Annotated in this window: 16 protein-coding genes; 5 read left to right on the top strand and 11 right to left on the bottom strand. The window is 74.3% G+C overall.

What is annotated here, in order from left to right:
* The first annotated feature begins 99 nt into the window (after nt 1–99).
* From KIT14_07110 to KIT14_07100, 3 genes are all read left to right on the top strand, one after another.
* Nucleotides 100–507 (top strand): response regulator, encoded by a 408-nt coding sequence (locus KIT14_07110; protein MCW5890306.1) that lies wholly within the window; start codon nt 100–102, stop codon nt 505–507.
* The gene (locus tag KIT14_07105) at nt 504–1571 is read left to right on the top strand and encodes a sigma 54-interacting transcriptional regulator (GenBank protein ID MCW5890305.1); all 1068 of its coding nucleotides are present in this window, start codon (nt 504–506) and stop codon (nt 1569–1571) included. Before KIT14_07110 ends, KIT14_07105 begins: the two co-directional genes overlap by 4 nt.
* Before the next feature lie 399 nt (nt 1572–1970).
* Nucleotides 1971–3323, top strand: a complete 1353-nt coding sequence (locus KIT14_07100) for an LLM class flavin-dependent oxidoreductase (protein ID MCW5890304.1) — start codon at nt 1971–1973, stop codon at nt 3321–3323.
* Nucleotides 3324–3642: 319 nt separating this feature from the next.
* Here the strand turns inward: KIT14_07100 and KIT14_07095 are convergent, their stop codons facing one another.
* Nucleotides 3643–3792, bottom strand: a complete 150-nt coding sequence (locus tag KIT14_07095) for a hypothetical protein (protein ID MCW5890303.1) — start codon at nt 3790–3792, stop codon at nt 3643–3645.
* A 216-nt stretch (nt 3793–4008) separates the two neighbouring features.
* Between KIT14_07095 and KIT14_07090 the strand changes: the two genes are divergently transcribed.
* Nucleotides 4009–6555 carry a PAS domain-containing sensor histidine kinase gene (locus tag KIT14_07090; GenBank protein MCW5890302.1) on the top strand — a complete coding sequence of 849 codons (2547 nt, stop codon included), beginning with the start codon at nt 4009–4011 and terminating at the stop codon, nt 6553–6555.
* A gap of 10 nt (nt 6556–6565) precedes the next feature.
* Here KIT14_07090 and ppk1 read toward each other — a convergent pair whose 3' ends face one another.
* The gene (gene ppk1, locus KIT14_07085) at nt 6566–8704 is read right to left on the bottom strand and encodes a polyphosphate kinase 1 (GenBank protein MCW5890301.1); all 2139 of its coding nucleotides are present in this window, start codon (nt 8702–8704) and stop codon (nt 6566–6568) included.
* An 87-nt stretch (nt 8705–8791) separates the two neighbouring features.
* Between ppk1 and KIT14_07080 the strand changes: the two genes are divergently transcribed.
* Entirely contained in the window at nt 8792–9706 is a 915-nt protein-coding gene (locus KIT14_07080; protein ID MCW5890300.1) for a pyridoxamine 5'-phosphate oxidase family protein, read from the top strand.
* A 7-nt stretch (nt 9707–9713) separates the two neighbouring features.
* Here the strand turns inward: KIT14_07080 and KIT14_07075 are convergent, their stop codons facing one another.
* From KIT14_07075 to KIT14_07035, 9 genes are all read right to left on the bottom strand, one after another.
* A complete protein-coding gene (locus KIT14_07075) occupies nt 9714–11108 on the bottom strand; it encodes a sulfatase (GenBank protein ID MCW5890299.1) in 1395 nt (464 codons plus the stop codon).
* A gap of 199 nt (nt 11109–11307) precedes the next feature.
* Entirely contained in the window at nt 11308–13275 is a 1968-nt protein-coding gene (locus KIT14_07070) for a hypothetical protein (GenBank protein MCW5890298.1), read from the bottom strand.
* The gene (locus KIT14_07065) at nt 13275–14216 is read right to left on the bottom strand and encodes a DmsE family decaheme c-type cytochrome (GenBank protein ID MCW5890297.1); all 942 of its coding nucleotides are present in this window, start codon (nt 14214–14216) and stop codon (nt 13275–13277) included. The genes KIT14_07070 and KIT14_07065 overlap by 1 nt, the downstream gene beginning before the upstream one ends.
* Complete coding sequence (locus KIT14_07060) at nt 14213–15274, bottom strand: hypothetical protein (GenBank protein ID MCW5890296.1); 1062 nt, start codon at nt 15272–15274, stop codon at nt 14213–14215. The genes KIT14_07065 and KIT14_07060 overlap by 4 nt, the downstream gene beginning before the upstream one ends.
* Nucleotides 15275–15280: 6 nt before the next feature.
* Nucleotides 15281–18001 (bottom strand): OmcA/MtrC family decaheme c-type cytochrome, encoded by a 2721-nt coding sequence (locus KIT14_07055; GenBank protein MCW5890295.1) that lies wholly within the window; start codon nt 17999–18001, stop codon nt 15281–15283.
* 8 nt (nt 18002–18009) lie between these two features.
* Nucleotides 18010–18321 carry a c-type cytochrome gene (locus KIT14_07050; protein MCW5890294.1) on the bottom strand — a complete coding sequence of 104 codons (312 nt, stop codon included), beginning with the start codon at nt 18319–18321 and terminating at the stop codon, nt 18010–18012.
* A gap of 18 nt (nt 18322–18339) precedes the next feature.
* Complete coding sequence (locus KIT14_07045; protein ID MCW5890293.1) at nt 18340–18522, bottom strand: hypothetical protein; 183 nt, start codon at nt 18520–18522, stop codon at nt 18340–18342.
* Nucleotides 18519–19166, bottom strand: coding sequence for a hypothetical protein (locus KIT14_07040; protein ID MCW5890292.1), 648 nt, complete (start codon nt 19164–19166; stop codon nt 18519–18521). Before KIT14_07040 ends, KIT14_07045 begins: the two co-directional genes overlap by 4 nt.
* Complete coding sequence (locus KIT14_07035) at nt 19163–20008, bottom strand: helix-turn-helix transcriptional regulator (GenBank protein MCW5890291.1); 846 nt, start codon at nt 20006–20008, stop codon at nt 19163–19165. The genes KIT14_07040 and KIT14_07035 overlap by 4 nt, the downstream gene beginning before the upstream one ends.
* Between the last annotated feature and the right edge of the window lie 440 nt (nt 20009–20448).

Raw genomic sequence — 20448 nt, 5'->3', positions numbered from 1 at the left:
TGCCGTCATCGAGCATGGCCGGATCGTGCTCCGCGCTGCTCCCCTGTCCCAAGGGACAGCTACCCGTCCGCCCGGCGGCCCGCTACGTTCCGCCTCGACATGAGCAACGACTCCACCGCCGCCGCACCGCTGGTCGCGATCGTCGACGACGACGCGTCGGTGCGGCAGTCGACGTGTCGGCTGGTGCGGGCGCACGGGTATCGGACGCAGGGGTTCGAGTCGGCGGAGGACTTCCTCACCGACGGCGGCGGCGGGGTGGCGTGTGTGTTGCTCGACGTACGGATGCCGGGTCTGGGGGGGCTCGGGCTCCAGCGGCGGCTCGTGGAGAGTCGGCCGGGACTACCGATCGTGTTCCTGACGGCGCTCGCCACGGAGGAGGAAGAGCGCCAGGCACGGGCCGCCGGGGCGGTCGACGTGCTGCGGAAGCCGGTCGCGAAGGACACTCTGTTGCGCGTGCTCCGAACGGTGCTCGCGACACCGACGGCAGGTGGAGGACTCGTCCCATGAGCATCAGCAGCACCGGAGCGCTCGCCTCGCGCGCGCGTGTGGTCACCCCCTTCCACGCGCGGACCGCGCCGCGGAAGGCCCCCGCGGTCGGGTTCGTCTTCGACGACATCGTCGGCGCGTCCCCGGCGCTGCGCGGCGTGCTGGCGCGGGCGCAGCGGGTCGCGCCCACCGACGCGACGGTGCTCGTCACCGGCGAGACCGGCACCGGGAAGGAGCTGATCGCGCGGGCGATCCGCAGCCGCTCCCAGCGCGCCGCGGGCCCGTTCGTGAGCATCAACTGCGCCGCGACGCCCGCGGCGCTGATCGCCTCCGAGCTGTTCGGCCACGAGCGCGGGGCCTTCACCGGCGCGCTCCAGCGACGTCTCGGCCGGTTCGAGCTGGCGCACGGCGGCACGCTCTTCCTCGACGAGGTCGGCGAGCTGCCGCTCGAGATGCAGATCGCCCTGCTGCGGGTGCTCCAGGAGCGCGAGTTCGAGCGCGTCGGCGGCTCGCAGCCGATCCGCACCGACGTCCGCATCATCGCCGCGACCAATCGCGACCTCGGCGCGGCCATCGCCGCGGGCGCCTTCCGCAGCGACCTCTACTACCGCCTGAACGTCTTTCCGATCGAGATGCCGCCCCTGCGCGAGCGACGCGAGGACGTGCGCGCCCTCGCCGCCTTCTTCCTCGAGCGCTACGCGCAGCGCGCCGGCAAGACGATCCGCGGCATCGAGCCGCTCTCGCTCCAGCGCCTCGAAGCCTATCCGTGGCCGGGCAACGTCCGCGAGCTCGAGAACGTCATCGAGCGCTCGGTCATCCTGTGCGACGGCGACCTCTGCACGGTCGATCCGCGCTGGCTCGTGCCGCCGCCGGCGTCGCCCGCACCGGCGGAGGTGCCGGGACCGTTGTTCGAGCAGCTCGCGAGCCAGGAGCGCGCGCTCATCGAGGCGGCGTTGGCGGCGACCCGCGGGCGCGTCTCCGGCCCCGGCGGGGCCGCGGCGCGGCTCGGGCTGCCGGCCTCGACGCTCGACTCGCGCATCCGCTCGCTGCGCATCAGCAAGCATCACTTCAAGGCGATGGCCTGAAGGCGCCCGGGGCCCGGTCCCGCCCCGCGGCCAGCGGCGCCCGCGCGGCGGCAGCGCGAAGCAGCTCGGATCCTCCGCGCCGGCGGCGGTGAGGAGGTCGCCGTCCGTGGCGGTGACGTCGCCCAGCGGCGCCGCGTGGGCGTAGGCCTGGAACTGCGTCTTCGTCATGTGGACCGCCCACGCCGGCTTGGCGGCGAGCCGCCGCGCCCAGTCGTCGACCGTCGCGTCGAGCGCGTCGGCGGCGACCACGGCGTTCACCAGGCCGAGGCGCTCGCTGCGCGCGGCGTCGAGGCGGTCGCAGAGGAGGATCACCTCCTTCGCGCGCGCCATGCCGAGCTCCCGGATGAGCCGCGGTACGGCGCCCCAGGTGAGCGGGATGCCGAGGTCGACTTCCGGCACGTGCAGGAGCGCGTCGTGCGCGGCGAGGCGGAAGTCGCACGCCATCGCGAGCACCACGCCGCCGCCGATCACGTGGCCGTGCAGCCGCGCGATCGTGATCGCCTCGAGGCGCTCGATCGCCTGCAGCGCGCGGCGGCCGAGCTGCGACACCCACCGGCGCTCGCGCGGCCCGGCGCCCGAGCCGCGCGCCAGCCGTGCCGGCGGATCGGTACGGTCGGCGCCGGCGCAGAACGCGCGCCCGCGCCCGCCCAGCACCACCACCTGGGTCTCGAAGCGGCGCTGGAGCGCCTCGAACGCCGCGACGATCTCTTCGAGCGCGGCCGGCCCGAGCGCGTTCAGCTTCTGCGGGCGGTTCAGCCAGACGCGGGTGATCGGGCCGTCGTGCTCCAGGGTCAGGGTCTCGTAGGTCATGCCGCCTTCTACGTCGCACCGCGCCTGGCCCGCGAGCCGCGCGACCCGGTAGAACGGCGCGCGATGGAGATCGGCCTGAACCTCCCCGTCATGGTGCCCGGCCTCGACCGCGGGCGTCTCGAGGCCTGGTGTCGCAGCATCGACGAGGGCCCGTTCTCGACCCTCGCCGTCGGCGAGCGCATCAACTTCCCGAACCCCGAGCTGACGGTCACGCTCGGCGCCGCCGCCGCGTGGACGCGTCGCGTGCGCCTCCTCTACAACGTGCTCGTCCTGCCCATGCACCCCGAGGTGCTGGCGGCGAAGCAGATCGCGACCCTCGACGTGGTCTCGGGCGGGCGCGTCGTCGTCGGCGTGGGCGTCGGCGGGCGCGAGGAGGACTACGCCGCCCTCGGCGCGCAGTGGGACCGGACACGCCCGCGACGCCTGGAGCGTCAGGTCGCCCGCATGCGCCGCGTGTGGGCGGGCGAGACGGTCGTTCCCGGCGCGCTCCGCCCGGTCGAGCCCGCACCGCTCCAGCCCGGCGGCCCCACGATCCTCGCGGGCTCGATCTTCCCGCCCGCGATCGCACGCGCCGCGCGCTGGGCCGACGGCCTCTGCGGCTTCTCCTTCACGCTCGCCCGCGAGGAGCTCGACTACGCCTTCGGCATCGCCCGCGACGCCTGGCGCGACGCCGGCCGTCCGGCGCCGCCGCGGCTCGTCACCGGCACCTTCGTCGCGCTCGGCCCCGACGCGCGTGCCCAGATGGACGCCTACCTCCGCCGCTATCTCGACTTCATGGGCCGTGCGGCCGAAGGCCTGATCCGGCTCGTGCCGACGATCGGCGCCGGCGCGGTGCGCGACGCCGTCGCCCGCGCCCGCGACGCGGGCGCGGACGAGGTGATCCTGGCGCCGACCACCGCGGATCCGGACGAGGTGGCACGGCTCGCGGACCTGGTGGGCTGACGGCGTCAGCGGGGGGGCGGACCGCAGAGGTAGGGGGCGGTCGCCGGCGCACCTTCGTGAGGGGGGAAGGCGCCGATCGTGATGCCGCTGCCGGCGCCGGCGACGGTGACGACGCGCTCCCGCCGTCGTGGTCACCGGTGTATCCGCCCGCGAACACGTCGCCGCGGCGATCCACGCCGACCGCGCGCGCGCTCGACGCGGTGCCGGCGGGATCGTCGACGACGCGCGTCCACGCGGGCGTGCCGTCACGCACCGACACCGCGGCCACGACGAACCGGAGACGCGTGGCGCGGTCGCCGGTCGTCAGCGGGACGACGAGCTACTGCCGCGCCCCGAGCACCGGCGCACCGAGCTCCGCGACCTCGCGAGCGAACGCGAGCGTGCGCTCCCATCCGGTCGCGACGGCCGGCCACGCGAGCAAGAGCCCGCCGAGGAGACGGCCGGCGGCGATGGCGTGCGGCCTCGTCACGCGGACGAAGCTACCTGCCGCCGCGCCCCACCGTCCATCCGGCGAAGGTCGTACCGCCCGACGCGCCGGTGCCATCGCCGTCGCGGTGGCGTCAAGATCTCGACACCGTCGCCACGGCCGCGAGGCCTCGGCCCTCGCCGGCGCGGGTCCCGGCGTCCGCAGCCGGAGGCACGTCGGTTGCTTGGGCGTCGGATGCCCGCGACCGGGACAGGTGCGATGCGTCCGGGGCGGACGCCGTGGCCCTGGGCCTCACTGGTCGCGCTGGCCACCACGGCGACCGCGTGGCCGGCGGCCGGGTACGGGGCGCTCGTCATCTGGGCGGCCGGCGACCTGCCCGGCACCGGGACGCTCTGGATCTTCGGCTGGCCGTTCGTCGTCCAGCTGCTCCTGGCGACGGTCCTGCACCTGCTCGCGGTCGGCGCCGGGGCGCGGCTCGGCGTCCCGCCCCTGTTTCCGGCCCTGCGTGCCCTCGACGAGGCCGTCGCCCGGCGCGACGATCTCGCTCGCCTGGACGCGCTCATGCTGCGCACGGCGCTGCACGCGGCGACGCGCTTTCCCGTGTGGGACATGGGCGTCGGGCTCGTGCTGTCCCTCTGCGTGGTCGCGACCTCGGCGCTGCTCGAGTGGCACGTCGCCGGACCGGAGTCGCCCAACGTCTGGGTGATCGTGCGCGGCGGCTGCTACGCGACGCTGCTCTACGTCACCGCGAGCCTCGCGCTCGGCGAGCTGCTGACGCGCCCGGTCTGCCGCGACCTCCGGCGCGCCGCCGCGGCCGCGGGCCTCGCCTGCTACGACGGCTTCGTCATCGGCAGCGGCTGGCGCATCGGCCTGACCGTCGTGCCGACGCTGACGGCGCTGCTCGTCGCCATGGAGATCGGGCTCGCGGTCGAGGACGGCGCGCCCGCCTTCCTGGCGCTCGTGGCCCTCTCGGGGCTCGTCGCCCTCGGCCTCAGCTGGCTCCAGGCCGAGAACGAGCGGCGCGCCGTGCGCGAGCTCAGCGCCGCCTGCCACGAGCTCGCGGCCGGACGCGACGCCGTGCTGGTCACCGGCAGCATCGCCAGCCTGCCGCTCGAGATGGCGCACGAGTTCACCGCCGCGGCGCGCCGCGTGGGCGACGATCGGCGGGCGTCGGGGGCCCGCTATCGTGCGCTCTTCGAATCGGCGCTCGACGGCATCGTCACCATGGACGAGCGCGGCCGCATCCTCGAGTTCAACCCGGCCGCCGAGCGCACGTTCGAACGGGCGCACGCGGCGCTCATCGGGACCGCGACGATCGACGATCTGCTTCCGCCCGCCCTCCAGCCGCCCGAGCAGATCGCCGTCTCCGAGGCGCTCGCGACCGCCGATCCCGGCGTGCTCGACCACCGCGTCGAGCTCATCGCCGCGCGCGAGGACGGCGCGACCTTCCCGGTCGAGCTGGCGGTCACGCGCATCCGCGTCGACGGTCCGCCGGTGTTCACCGGCTTCCTGCGCGACATCACCGAGCGCAAGCGGGCCGAGGCGGCGCTGTCGACCTCGCAGCGGCTCGCCGAGGAGGAAGCGGAGATCGCGGCGGCGCTGCTCCACGTCGGCCAGGCGTTGGGCGCGCACCTCGACGCGCCCGACGTGCTCGAACGCGTCAACCGCCTCGCCGTCGAGGTCCTCGCCTGCGACTGGAGCAGCACCTACATGTGGGACGAGCGCCGCCAGAGCTTCCGCCTGCGCGCCAACGTCGGCTCGCCGCCCGAGATCGTCGCCGAGATCGAGCAGGTGGAGTTCACCGCGGACACGTTCCCGCTCGTCACCGCCGTGCGCCGCGGAACGCTCGTCGAGCTGGCCGGGGCGGAGGCCGAGGCCCTCGCGCCCGCCTGGCTCCTGCGCCGCTGGAACGTCGGGCCGATGCTCGCCGCCCCGCTCGTCCGCCGCGGCGAGGTGGTCGGCATGCTGCTGAGCGGCTATCGCGGCCGGCGGCCCGGCCGCTTCACGCGCCGCCAGCATCGGCTCGCGCTCGGCACGGCGCAGGCGGCGGCCGTCGCGCTCGAGAACGTGCGGCTCATCGCCGACCTCCAGGCCGCGAGCCGCGTGAAGTCGGAGTTCCTGTCGACGATGTCGCACGAGCTGCGCACGCCGCTCAACGTCGTCCTCGGCTACGTCGAGATGGCGCGCGACGAGCGCCTCGCCGACATCGACCGCCGCAGCGCGCTCGGGCGCGTCGAGGGCGCCGGCCGCGACCTCCTCCAGCTGATCGAGAGCACGCTCGAGATCGGGCGCATCGAGGCGGGGCGCGACGACGTGCGCGTCGCGACGCTCGATCTCGCCGTCTTCTGGCGCGAGCTCGGCGCCGCGTGCGCTCGCCTGCCGCGGCACGAGGGCGTCCTCCTCCACTGGCGCCCCGCGCCGGACGGCGCCGAGCTGACCAGCGATCCGCGCAAGCTGACCGTCGTCGTGCGCAACCTCGTCGGCAACGCGCTCAAGTTCACCGCCACCGGCTCGGTGTCGGCGTCGCTGACGCTCGACGGCGACCGCGTCGTGCTGCGCGTCGCGGACACCGGCATCGGCATCCGCCCCGAGGACCAGGAGGTGGTGTTCGAGATGTTCCGCCAGGCCGACGGCTCGGACACGCGCCAGCACGGCGGCACCGGACTCGGGCTCTACCTCGTGCGCCGCTTCGTCTCGCAGCTCGGCGGCACCGTCGCGCTCGAGAGCGAGCCGGGGCGCGGCGCGATCTTCACGGTGACGCTGCCGCGCGCGCTGCCCATCGTCGGGCTGCGCGCCTCGGCGTAGGCGCCGCCGCTCACTCGGGAGGGGCTTCGAGCCCGAGCGCGATCGTGCTCGCGTGCGCGATGAGCCACTCCTGCGCGGAGAACGGCGTCGCACCGCGCGCCGGCTCGCAGCGACGGTAGGTGCCGTCGGCGGCCATCGCCCAGGCGTTCGAGCTGTCGTCGAGGTAGGGCTGCAGGATGCCCTCGCGAATGTGCCGCAGCAGCGACGGATGGGTGATCGGCACGAGCGTCTCGACACGGCGGTCGAGGTTGCGGCCCATGACGTCGGCGCTGCCGATCAGGGCTTCGGGCGTGCCGCCGTTCTCGAACCAGTAGATGCGGCTGTGCTCGAGGAAGCGGCCGACGATCGAACGCACCCGGATGCGCTCGCTGAAGCCCGGTATCCCCGGCCGCAGGCAGCAGATGCCGCGCACCACGAGATCGGTCTCGGCGCCGGCGGCGGCGGTCTCGTAGAGCGCGTCGATCAGCTCGGGATCCGTCAGCGAGTTCAGCTTGAGGACGACGCGTGCCGGGCGCCCCGTCTCGGCGTGTGCGCGCTCGCGCTCCAGGCGCTCGAGCAGGCCTTCACGGAGATTCACCGGGGCGACGAGGAGGCGGCGGTACTCGCGCTGGCGCGAGACGCCGGTGAGGAAGTTGAACAGCTCGAGGATGTCCTGCGTGACGTCCGGATCGCAGGTGAAGAGCCCGATGTCGGTGTACAGGCGCGCCGTCGACGGGTTGTAGTTGCCGGTGCCGACGTGCGCGTACGTGCGGATGCCGCCCGCCTCGCGGCGCACGACGAGGCACAGCTTCGCGTGCGTCTTCAGCTCCGGGAAGCCGTACGTGACGTGCGCGCCCGCGCGCTCGAGCGCGCGCGCCCACTCGAGGTTGTTGCTCTCGTCGAAGCGCGCCTTCAGCTCGACCATGACGGCGACCTGCTTGCCCTCCTCGGCGGCCTCGAGCAGCGCCTCGACGATCGGCGACTTCGCGCCCACGCGATACAGCGTCTGCTTGATGCCGATGACGGCCGGGTCGGCCGCCGCGGCCTCGACCATCGCCTCGACCGAGCGGAAGCTGTCGAACGGGTGATGCACGAGCACGTCGCCGCGGCGGACGGTGGCGAAGAGCGCCTCGGCGCGGCAGATCGCGTCGGCGGCGTGGGCCTTGTGCGTGGGCCAGCGCGCCGCCGGGATCGACAGGTCGGCCAGCTCGCCGAGCACGTCGAGCCCGAGCAGGCCCTCGATGCGGTTGACGTCCTCGGCGTCGAGCTCGAGGAGAGCGGTGAGGCGATCGCGAACGTCGGCGGTGGTCTCCTCGCCGACGTCGAGCCGCACCGGCTCGCCGAACCGCCGGCGGCGGATCGTCTCCTCGATCATGTCGACGAGGTCGCCGGCTTCGAGCTCGCGGATTTCGACGTCGGCATCGCGCACGACGCGGAACCGCGCCGCCGCGACGATCGGCACGTCGGGAAAGAGGTGGTCGAGGTGCCGGCGCACGACGTCTTCCAGCAGCACGAAGACGTGGCCACGGCGGCCGACCCGGACCAGGCGCGGCAGGACCGTCGGGATCTTCACGCGCGCCAGCTTCGGGCGCTCGCCGCCGTCGTCGACGAGCACGCCGAGATTGAGGCTGCGGTTCGAGATGAAGGGCACCGACGGCGCCGGATCGAGCACGAGCGGCGTACAGACCGGGAAGACCTCGCGCTCGAACCAGCGGCGCAGCTCGCTCTGCCGGCGCGCCGTCAGCTCGGCCCAGGGCAGCACCTCGACGCCGTGCTCGGCGAGCGCCGGCCGCAGCTCGGTCGTCCACACCTGGCTCGCCGCATGGCGCATGGGCGGCACCAGCGCGGCGATACGCGCCAGCTGCTCCTCCGGCGAGAGGCCGTCGGGCGACGGCTCGACGACGCCGCCCTCGACCTGCTCGATCAGGCCGGAGACGCGCACCATGTAGAACTCGTCGAGGTTCGACTCGAAGATGGAGAGGAATCGGCACCGCTCGAGCGGCGGGTTCTTCGTGCTCTCCGCTTCGGCCAGCACGCGCCGGTTGAACTCGAGCCAGCTGAGCTCGCGGTTCAGGTAGCGCGGCGCCGGCGCCTCGGTCGCGCGCGCGACCCGACGATGCGTCCGGGCGGGCACGGGGCGGGGGGCGGCGGACGCACGGGTTCGCGGCATGACGGCGGCGGCCATCGTCGGTGGCCGCGGGGCGGCTGTCAACGTCCGGGCATGGACAGGGCCGACTCGGCACGCCAGAAACCGCACATGGCGTCGCCCTTCCACGCCGGAGAGCGCGCGGTGCAGGACCGCGCCGGCGTCCGCCACATGGCCGACAAGGTCGGCAACGGCATCCGCCCCGCGTTCCCGGCGGGCGCGGCCGAAGCGCTCGCCGAGCTGCGGCTCGCGATCGTCGCGGCGGCCGACCTCGAGGGACGCCTCTGGGCTTCGCCGCTCAGCGGTCCGCCCGGGTTCCTCGACGTCGGTCCCGACGGCCTCCTCCACGTGGCGACGACCGTCGCCCCGGACGATCCCCTCGCGGCGCGCCTGGCGCACGGCGGGCCGGTCGGCCTCGTCGTCTTCGATCCCGCCAACCGGCGTCGCCTGCGCGTCAACGGCGACGCGATGCCCGCGTCCGGCGGCTTGCGCGTGCGCCCGCGTCAGGTCTACGGCAACTGCCCGCGATACATCCAGCGCCGCGTCCCGCTGCACGACGCCACCGGCGCCGACGCCGTGCCCGGCCCCGTCGCCGCCGGCGCAACGCTGACGCCGGAGCAGGCCGCCCGCCTGGCGCGCACCGACACCTTCTTCGTCGCCACGCTGCATGCCGACGCCGGACCGGACGCCTCGCACCGCGGCGGCACCCCCGGCTTCGTGCGCGTGCGCGCCGACGGCGGCGCGCTCGCGTGGCCCGACTACGCGGGCAACGCCATGTTCCAGACCCTCGGCAACCTCGCGGTCGATCCGCGCGCCGGCCTCCTCGTGCTCGACTTCGAGCGCGGCGACGTCCTCCAGCTATCCGGGACCGCCCGCGCCGACTGGGACGCCGCCCGGGCCGACACCGTGCCCGGCGCCGAGCGCATGGTCGACTTCGACGTCGCCGCCGTGCGCGAGCGCGCCGCCGCCGTCCCGCTGCGCTGGCGCCGGCTCGACGCCAGCCCGCACAACCCGCCGGCCGCCTGAGGCGCCGTCAGGGCACGACGTAGCCGAGCGCGCGCAGCTGCTCGCTGCGACGGGCGTCGACGGGCGGCGTGGACGTGCGCGGCAGGCCCGGGGTGCCGAAGGGCGGCAGCGCCCCGAAGAGTCGCCGCACGACCTCCGGATGCGTCGCGGCGAGGTCGTGGCGCTCGGTCGGATCGGCGCCGAGGTCGTACAGCTCCGGCGGCTGCCCCTCGAAGGCGATCAGCTTGTACGGGAAGGCGATGACGGCGCGCCGGCTGCCGTCCGCACGATCCTCGGGACGGCAGAGCAGGCGCTGCTCGCGCACCAGCGTCTCGTGGAGGATGGTGGCCGGCGGCTCGAGGCGCAGCACGTCCGAGAGCGGATCCTCGTACTCCGCCACGACCGGGCTCGCCGGACCCGGAGCGTCCGGGCGCGTCGGCAGCGGACGCCCGGGCCCGCTCGCCCACGCGCCGGTCCATGCGACGACGGTGCCGAACACGTCCGCGGTGGGCACCGGCTGGTCGATCACCGCCGGGGGACCGGGCACACCGTGGATCACGAGCGGCACGTGGATCAGCGCCTCGGACAGCCCGACGTCGTGCACGATGCGCCGGCGCTCGCCGAAGTGCTCGCCGTGGTCGGACAGGACGATCACGCGGAGGGCATCGTCCGGACGCTGGCGCCGCACGACGTCGAGCACGCGCCCCAGCTTCTGGTCGGCGAGCTGCACGCCGTGCAGGTAGAGCCGGCGCAGCAGGGCGATGTCGTCCTCGCGCCCGTCGGTGGCGCAGCGCAGCCCGCCGTGCTCCTCGACCGCGCGCTGGGCGTCGTCGAGCGAGACCCAGGGCGCCAGGAACGGATTGTCGGTGCTCACGGGATACGGGTCGTGCGCGTCCATGATGTTGACGAAGACGAAGAATGGGCGCGTCGGATCGCGACGGCTGAGCCACGTCCCGACCCGATCCGCCAGGTCGCGCGGGGGCGGGCCGCCGTCGCGCCAGAGCTGCGGCGCCGCGAGATTCTCGAAGCGCGCGAAGCCCTCGTGGAAGCCGAGCTCCTCGCTCAGCCACGGGTTCTCGGAGAAGCCGGCGGTGTCGTAGCCCGCGAGCATCACCGCAGTGGCGAGCGTGCGATGGCGGCCGGCGAACGACGTCCCCGCCCGCAGCGTTCCCGTCACGCTGGGCCGCAGGCCCGTGAACATCGCCGCGTGCGACGGCACCGTCCAGCTGCCGGCGGCGTAGGCGCGCTGGTAGCGGATGCCCGTGCGGGCGAGCTCGTCGAGGACCGGCGTGGTGCCGTCGACGTGGCCGTACGCGGAGACCGCGTCGGCGCGGACCGTGTCGAGCACGACGAGCAGCACGGACGGGCGCGCGCGCTCCGCGGCGGCGACCGCTGGCCCGGCGGCGAGCAGCAACGAAAGCACGGCGACTGCGAGGTGGGAGCGGCCAGGGCGCCGGGGCGACGAGCCCGGCGTCTGCGAGATCTGCGGCACGACGACAGGGTACCCGCCCGCAGCCTCGGGGTCAGCCGCGAATTGCACCTGCGGTCGCGAGACGGCCGCCAGCCGTCGATTCGGCGCCCGTGCCGGCGCGGGCCCGCGCCCGGCGCCGCCGCGCCGGGCGTCAGAAGTCGAACCGCCGCGTCAGCCGGAACGTGACGATGGTGGCTTCGTAGTCGTTGCGGGGTCGCGACGGCTCCGCGAAGGTCACGTGCCGCACCTCGATGCCGGGCTCGACGATGGGATGCCGGAAGGTGAGGAACATGCCGGCGTCGATGCGGCTCACGTCGAAGCGCTCGTTCGCCGGCAGCCCGGGCTCGAAGCTCGGCGCCAGCGTGTCCTTCGAATCGACCCACACGACGTTCCAGCCCGTCGACCAGCCGTAGCCTGCGAGCGTGAAGTCGTAGGTGAGCGTGCTCGTGATGACGTCCTCGCTGCCGCGCTGGAGCGACGTCTGCGGGCGGTAGCGCGGGGCGAGATAGACGAGGTTGCTGAGGTCGAGGTCGCGCCGCGTGTAGCCGGCGAAGGCCGTGAGGCCCGGGAGCGGCGTCAGGCTCACCGACACCGTGTTCGCGAAGCGCTGCACGCGGCCCCGGAAGTCGGCGTTCTCGAAGCTGTCGGCGGTGAAGTCGTAGGCCAGCTGCATCCAGTCGCGCGGGCGCGCGCGCAGGCCGGCGGCGCCGCGGTTGTCGAAGGTGTAGGCGATCTGGCGCGACGGCACCGCCGGCGCGCCCTGCCCGTCGCCGGGGATCGTCCACGGGTCGTCGATCGTGACGTGGTCGTAGCGCAGGTAGCCGTCGAGGAAGCGCCACGGCTTCCAGCGCGCTTCGGCGACCGCGCCGAGGACGTCGGTCGACACGCTCTGGTCGGCGATCGAGAAGGCGGCGTCGCGGCGCGCCCACTGCACGCCGGCGCGCATCGCCAGCGACTTCGCGGGACGCACCTCGACGTCGGAGGTCACGCGATGGAGGCGCACGTGGTAATCCGTCGCCGTCCGCAGGCGACCGGGATCGAGGAGCGCGTCGAGGTCGCCGTCCTGCTCGCGGTCGTCGTAGCGATACGACAGGCGCAGCGTCGCCATGCGGGCCAGGCGGTAGCTGGCGCCGAGATCGAGGAGCTGCGTGTCGAGCGACGCGCTGCTCGCGTCGATGCGCGTCGACGGCCCGTCGTCGTCCGGAATGGCGCTGGTGCCGTCGCGGTAGCGCGTGCGGTCGTAGGTGAGCCCGGCGTGGGCGTAGACGTAGCCGCCGGTCAGCTCGAGGCGGTCGCCGACCGGCCGGCGTACCCGCACGCGCGTGATCGGGATCTGGATGTGGTCGTCGGCGGTGCTCTGCCAGCTCGCCAGCGTGAATCCCTCGGCCGGGTCGACGCCGTCGGTGTCGCGCGGCCCGTGCAGGCCGTAGCTGCGGGCGACGTAGCGATACTCCTGCTCGAGGAAGAACGCCGTGCCGAGCGTCGTGAACTCGGCGCCGAGGCTGCCGACGTGCGTCACCTGGCGCTGCGGTGCACGCACGACGAACAGGCCGCCGCCCGGCACCGTCACCGTCGACGTGCCGCCGCCGTCGCGCTCGTAGAGGCGGTAGCCCGCGATCAGCGTCGGCCAGCCCTCGGGGCGGACACGCAGCTGCGCGATGCCGTTCGTGCGCGTGACGTCGAAGGCGTGGAGGTCGGCGAGGCGCACGTTGCCCGGCACGCCGGCGCGGAAGAGCTGCGGCTGGTCGTAGAAGTACTGCGAGCGCGTGAAGTCGACGCGCAGGTCCCAGAGCTTGCCCTCCTCGGCGGTGAGCACGAAGCGCGACACTGGCTCGTCGCCGGGCGTGTCGACCTCGAGGTGGAAGCGGTCGACGGGGACCTTGGCGGGATCGTGGGCCTCGCCGTCGAGCGAGAAGAGGAACAGGCGCCCGCCCGAGTGCAGGTTGTAGTCCTCGTCGTAGCGGTTGCCCGAGCCGTCGACGTCGACCAGACGGTAGCCGGCCGAGACCGCGCCCGTCAGCCGGTACGGCAGCCGCGGCTCGGGCGGCGGCTCCTCGGCGCGGCCGCTGCGTGCGACCAGCACGAGCACCGCGAGCGCCGCCACGACCCGCCTTCGCATCACGGCTCCAGGAAGCGCGGATCGCTGTTGGATCCGTGGATGGCGACGTGGCAGCTCGTGCAGTCGCGATAGCTCGGCTGCCTGTGGCTCGCCGGCGTGCCGGCATGGCATTGGTAGCAGAGCTGCGCGACCTGCTGGAAGCGCAGCAGATGGCGGTTCACGCTGCCGTGCGGCTCGTGACAGCCCCCGCAGCCCTCGAGCGTCAGGCCGATGTGCTCGAAGACGAACGGTCCCTCGACCTCGCCGTGGCAGCGCACGCAGGTCGTCTGGCCGGTGTCGCGCAGGAGCGCGTGGTCGGTGCTGCCGTGCGGCTGGTGGCAGTCGGTGCACGACATCACGCCCTCGGGCACCTTGTGGTGCTCGGGCAGCGCGAACTGCGAGCGCACCGCGGGGTGACAGTGCTGGCAGAGCGCCGTCGTCACCTCGCGCGCGCGGAAGCTCGGCCCGCGCAGCGGCTCGGGGATCGGATCGGTCGCCTTCAGCATCAGGCGGCCGATGCCGCCGTGCGGGTCGTGGCAGTCGGTGCAGGCGACCTCGGCGGCGGCGTGGGCGCTGCCGTCGAAGTGGTAGAGGGCGGGATCGGCGGCGTGGCAGCGCAGGCACGGCGCCGCGCGCTCACGCGCCGGCTCCGTCTCGGCGAACGTCTGCAGGTTGCCCGCCTCGCCGCCCCCGCCGTCGACGTGCGCCTGGCCGGGGCCGTGGCACGCCTCGCAGGCGCGCTGCTCCGGCGGCCGCGCCGGATCGTCGAGGACGCCTGCGTGCGGCGTCGCGAGGTAGCTCTCGTTCCAGTCGGGATGGCAGGCGGCGCAGACCTCGGGGCCGGCGAACGCCGCGGGGTCGGGCGGCGGCACCGGCTCGGCCTTCATCGGCGTCATGCCCGGCCCCGTGCCGGGGCCGCACGCGGCGAGCGCGGCGACGAGGACGAGGAGCGCGCGCCTCACGGCTCGAACCCCGCGGCGTGCCGGTGGCACGGCAGGCAGGAGAACGTGAAGTGCGGCGCCCCCGTACCGTCGGCGCGATAGAACTGCGTCGTCGTGTGGCAGATCTCGCAGACGCCGGTGCCCGGCGCCGAGGCGCTCGCGAAGCTGCCGTCGGCGCGGCCGTCGAGGTTGTCGAAGACGATCGGGCGCAGGCCGCCGCTCGGCGTCTGGATCGTCTGCAGGACGAGGTCGATGTTGGTCGAGCCGTGCGGGTCGTGGCACTGCGTGCAGGGCATGCCGGCGCCGCCGGGCGCGTGCGTCTGGTTGGCGGGATGGCAGGTCCGGCAGGCCTCGGCGCTCTGATGCCCCGGGCCGGGCGTCGGGCTCACGGTCGCGTGGCAGCTCTCGCAGGCGCGGCCGCTGTGGCCGCTCGGCATCGCCAGCTTCGCCGCCTCGGTGCCGTGGCAGAGGGCGCAGTTCTGCGGCGTCGCCACCGGCGCGAAGGCGGCGGCGTGGTCGTGGCAGAGCGTGCAGTCCTCGGTGAAGTGCGGCGCCCCCTGCCCCTTGCGAGTGTAGAACTCGGTCTTCGTGTGGCAGGTCTCGCACAGCCCGTGCCCCGGACGGGTCGGGTCGGCGAAGCTGTCCGGCGCGAGGCCGGCCGTGCTCGTGAACGTCACGGCGCGCAGCTTGCCGCGCGAGCGCACCAGGGGGGCGATCAGGTCGAGGTTGCTGCCGCCGTGCGGGTCGTGGCAGCCGAGGCAGTTGCGCGTCTGCCGGCGGCCGGTGCGCGCCGCCGCCTTCTCCGGATGCCCCTGCACCACGCCGGCGTGGCAGGTGTCGCAGGTCGGGATCGTGCGATGCCGGCGGCCGACGCGGTCCGGCCGCCGGTCGGCATGGCAGGCGATGCAGTCGAGCGCCGCCGCGTGCCCGTCCGGAAACGTGTACGCCAGCGCCTCGTCCCGATGGCAGACGCCGCACACGCCAGCGCTCGGCACCGCCTGCGCCGACGCGACGGCGGCGAGCAGCACCCCCAGCACCGCCGCCGCCGGCCCCGGTCCGCTCCCCCGACGCCCACGCATCGTCCGTCAGGGCGACGCCGCCGCGTGCACCACCGACACGGCGAACGCCGCACCCTCGCCGTGACAGGCGCCGCAGGCCTCGCGGCCGTCCACCGTCGTGTTCAGCTGTGCGTGCAGGGCCGCGTCGCCGGTGTCGTGGCAGGACAGACACGCGTCCTGGATGGGCGGCGTCACGCCGACCACGTTCTCGCTGCTGCCGGCGATCTCCGAGATCACCGTCGGCAGCACCCCGGCGGGCAGCGGCAGCAGGTACGACCCCGAGACGTGGCACTGCTCGCAGTCGGCGCGATTGCCCGGGAAGCGGACCTCGGCGAAGTCGATCGCGGCGGGGCCGAAGCCGTAGATCACGTAGGGGATCTGCGTGAGATCGTCGCCGGTGTGGATCTTGTGGAGCATGTGCTTCAGATCGATCGGCTGGTTGCGGGGATCGGCGCCCGAGACGGTCACGCGGCGCGCGAAGTCGGTCATGTTCGGGTTGTGGCACACGACGCAGTAGTCGGTCTGGTTGCGCAGCCCGCCGTGGATGCTGAAGTCGACCGAGAAGACGCCGTGGCACGAGCCGCACTTCTCCTGTGCGACGACCGTGCGCCGGGGTACGAGCGGCGATCCGTCGATCGGGAAGTCGAGGACGACGTTCTGCATCGCCTCGTTGACGCTCTGGCCGTGCACGGTGACCGAACGCCGCGCCTCGAGGCCGACGCGCCAGCTGCCGGTCGCGCCCGCGGGAACGCCGTTGCCGACCGTCGTCGTGTAGGTGAAGACGCCGCTGCCGTCCGGCCCGGTGAGCGTGCCCGAGGCGCCGCCGCCGAAGATCGTGGGCGTGGTCACGTGCGGCGTCGCGCCGCCGAAGTCGGTGGTCGGTCCGCTGAGCGCCAGCGCGACGCGATTCAGCCCGGTGAGCGTCGTGAGCGGCGTGCCCGCACCGTTGCGCAGCCGGAACGTCACGATCACCGCACCGCCGGCGGCGCCGCTCGCCGACAGCAGCTCGCCGGCGAGACCGGCGAGCGTCGCCGAGCGCGCCGGAATCGTGTGCGCGCCGGTGACCGAGATGTCGAACTCCGTCCCGCTGGGCGTGTGGCACAGGCGGCAGAGCGTGTCGGGCTGCGCGCCGGCGACGTGGTTCGTGCCGGGCGGCCCGGCCTCGGTCGTGGTCTCGCCCGGGTTCACGTCGTCGTGGCAGCCGGTGCAGGCGCTGGTCGACGGGCGCGTCGCGTAGGTCTCGTGGGTCGCGCCGTCGGCGTGGCAGACGGCGCAGTTGCGCGTGTCCTGCGGGAAGCCGACGCCGGTGGCGGTCGCGCCCGTACAGGTGCCGTCCGGGCAATCCGCGTCGCTCGCGCACGGCACGCCGGCGAGCGCGCCGCCGGTGCAGGCCAGGACCTTCTCGGCGAACACGATCGGCTGGTTCTGGAAGCCGATGATCTCGTAGACGCTGCCGACCGGGCCGCCGACGATGCTGGGCAGGTCCTTCCCCTGGTGGATGCGGTGGACCATCTGCTGCAGCTCGATGGAGTTGCCGCTCTCCGGGTCGAAGCCCTGGTCGGTGTGGCAGAGCTGGCAGAGCCCGACCTCGCGGCGCGCCCCGCCGTGTAGCGCGAGCGGGTCGTGACAGCCGTTGCACTGCGCGGTCGTCGTCACCTGGCGCACCACCGTGACCGGGGCGCCGGACGGCACGAAGTCGAGGAGCGGGTTCGCCACCAGCGTGGCGCCGGCATAGCTGCGCTCGACCTGCGCGCCGACGGTGTGCGTCGCCGTGGCCGGGAAGCCCGCGGGCAGCGTCGTCGCGAAGGTGTAGGTGTAGACGCCCGTCGCCGCGTCGACGAGCGCCAGCGTGCCGCCGGCGTCGTAGCCCGGCTGGCCGGGCGACGGCACGACGTAGCTGCGGTAGCGCGTGAAGTCGGTGGTGAAGCCCTCGACCGTCTGGTTCACGACGTCGAGGCGGGCGATCGTGAAGCGCACGCGCGCCTGGGCGGGGTTCGTGGTGGCGCCGAGCACGGGCGTCACCGGCACGCCCGCGCCGTCGCCGAGTCGGAAGGTGACCGTCACGGTGCCGGCGCCGGCGACCGCGGCTGCGGTGATGGCCGCCGTGAGCCCGGCGCCCGGCGGGCCGGGCGGAATCGGGCCGATGGTGGTCGTGGTGGTGGTGGTCGGCGCGACGACCGTCGTGCTGGTGGTCGTGACCGTGACGCCGGCGACGGTCGTCGGCACGCAGGTCAGCTTGAACTTGCTGCGATCGGTGCGGCCGCCGGCCTTCGCGACCGCCTTCACGAGCACCTCGGTCGGCGGGACGATGCCGCGCTTGTTCGGACCGCCGAGCGGCACCGGCAGGGCGATCGCCGCCGCACACGCCGGTCCGGCGGCCGGCAGCACCGCGTCGACGGCGGCCTGGAGGCCCGACACGTCGATCGGCGACTTCTTCTTCGTCTTGAGGGTCACGCGCGTCACCTGGCCGGGTTGGCAGGAGCGCGTCGCCTGGTTGAGACAGAGCGCCACCGACAGCAGGCAGACGCCGTTGCGCTGCCCGTCGAGGTCGCACGAGTCGCCGTCGGCGCAGGTGACGCCCTTCGGCGTCTTGCCGGCCGGGAAGCCGACCCCGTCCGCCGCGAGCTGGACGAGACAGTCCTGCCGCGCGGCGCCGCCGCCCGGGACGAGCGTGGCGGCCCACGAGGACGCGGCGGCGACGACCAGCCCCGCGCCCAACACCAGCGACGACCAGGTGCGTTGCCCCATGACGCGTCCTACTGGGCGAGGCCCTTCACGTATGTGGCGACCGCGCTCACGTCGTCGGCCGACAGCTTCTTGACGAAGGATTGGTGCTTCGCGTTGCCCTCGATCTTCGCCTGCAGGTCCGCGTCGCTCATGCCGGCGACGGTGGCGTCGCCGGCGAGCGCCGGCGCCTTCAGCGCCTTGCCCGCCGGCGTGTCGGCCTTGCCGGTCTCGCCGTGGCAGCTGGCGCAATGCTGCTTGTAGACGGCCGCACCGTCGGCGGCGACGGCCGCGGCGGCGGTCGCGACGACGAACGCCAGAGGAAGCAGGATGGAACGACGCATGCGAGGACTCCTTTCCGATCAGCGCAGGGGTGGAGGCGCGCCGCTGCGCAGGCGATGGAGCGCGTAGAGCCCCATCGCCGCGGCGAGCGCGGGACAGCCGACGAACGAGAACACGATGGCGCTGCCGCCGTCCTCGCGCAGCACGAGGAGGACGAGCGCGCCGAGCGCGACGAGCGTGAGGATGCAGACGAGGCGGATCACGACACCGGCCCTCCGCCCGTGAGGGCCTCGGCCGGGTGCGCCCCCGGATGGCAGGCACCGGTGCAGGACATGCTGCCGTCGAGCAGCGCCTTCTGCAGGTCCGGATCCTGGTGCGCCTCGACGCCGCGGAAGCTGGCCGCGCCGGCATGGCAGCCGAGGCACGAGTCGATGTCGAACGGCGCGTGCAGCGAGATCGGCAGCGTGTAGCGGCCGGTCACGGTGCGAAGCATGTGCATGACGCCGGCGCGCTTCGCGTCGAACGTGCCCCAGATGCCGTAGCCGCTGTGGCAGACGTAGCAGGCCTGGTCGGTGGGAACGAGGCCGCGGGTGTAGTGGATCGCCGCGAGCGAGCCGTTGTCGGCGTCGGACAGGCTCGCGACGATCGGCGTCATCACGTGGCACGAGCCGCAGAAGCGGACGTCCTTCGAGCCTTCGAGGAGCATGAGCGCACCGAGCCCGTAGGCGGCGGCGGGCAGCAGGACGACGCCCGCGAGCGCGGTCGCCGGCGGCAGGCGCCCGCGCACGAGGCCCCAGAAGAGGATCGCCGCCGCCGGCAGCGCGAAGGCGAGCGGCAGGATCTGCGCCCACGCCACCGCCGGCTCGACGGGCGGCGAGGCGAACAGCGGCCCCGACGGCGGCGTCACGCCGTGGCCTCGGCGTCCCGAGCCCGGGCGACGCGGGCGGCGAGGAAACGGCGCGGCGTGGTGCCGACGTGGCGACGGAACTGCCGCGTGAAGTGGCTCTGATCCGCGAAGCCGACCAGCACGGCGACGTGCGCCAGCGACGGCCCGGGCGTGCCCTCGAGCAGATGCGCCGCGCGCGCGACGCGCCGCTGCATCACCCATTCGTGCGGCGTCACGCCGAGGGCAGCCTTGAAGCGCCGGGCGAAGTGGTACGGGGAGAGGACCGCGACGCGCGCCAGGTCGGCCAGCCGCAGCGACCGCGACAGGTTGGCCTCGACGTAGTCCAACGCCCGTCGGATCACCGGGTCGAGGTCGGCGCGCGGCGTCGCGGCCGCGGCGCCGTACCGGCGCACGAGATGGAGGGCCATCGCCCGCCCGAGCGCGGCGCCGTAGCCGCCGTCGTCGCCCGACTCCTCCTCCCCGAGAAGGAACACGCGCGCGAGCCCGAGCAGGATGGGGTCGCGCGTGCGACGCACCGGTGCGAGGCCGCCCGCGCGTCCGGCGTCGACCGCCAGGCGCCGCAACGCCGCCGGCGTCGCCGTGATGGCGACGAGGCCCTGCGCCCCCTGCCACCGCACCGCGCTCCGGGGGGCCGGAAGAATGCTGACCTCGCCGCGCGCCAGCCGACGCGATCGCCAGCGCCGGCCGTCGCGCTCCCAGAGGGACAGCGCCGCTCCGGTGTTCACCAAGACGAGATGCGCGTCGGACCACCCCGCGGACGACGCGCGCGTCGTCCGCGCGATCGCGATCCCGGCATCGAGATGCCCCGACTCGTCCTGGCTCTCCTGCGCTCGCCCTAGCATGGGTCTCTCCGGACGGGAGCCGAGCAACGTACATGCCACACGACCGTCGTCGTGTCCCGGCGTCGCCCCGATCACATCGCGACGCCGTCCGCAAGATCGTGGGCGCCGCGCGCACGCCGTCGTCGCGGCGTGCACGGCGTCGCGCGACACGATGCGCGCGAACGGGCGCGGTGAAAACGCGAGGCAGCGGAGCACGACCATGACCGACGGTAGCGTCCGCATACACGACCGGCGCCGTCGCGGCTTGAACGATCTTGCGCTCGTCTGGATCGGCTTTGCGCTTCGCGGTTCTCGCCGATGGCAATGGCACGGGCGATGGCGTCCCCGATCTCGGAAGCCGGTGCGCCCACGCGCACGCGCGCGAGCCGCATCGCCGGCACCGGCGCGCGAGCGGGAGCAGCGGCGCGGCGCGCGGCCGCCCGCCGCGGGCGCACGACCTG

The organism is bacterium, from assembly GCA_026129405.1.
Classification (GTDB): Bacteria; Desulfobacterota; Binatia; order DP-6; family DP-6; genus JAHCID01.
The sequence above is the reverse complement of the archived record's forward strand: the minus strand, read 5'-3'. Positions and strand labels throughout refer to the sequence as shown.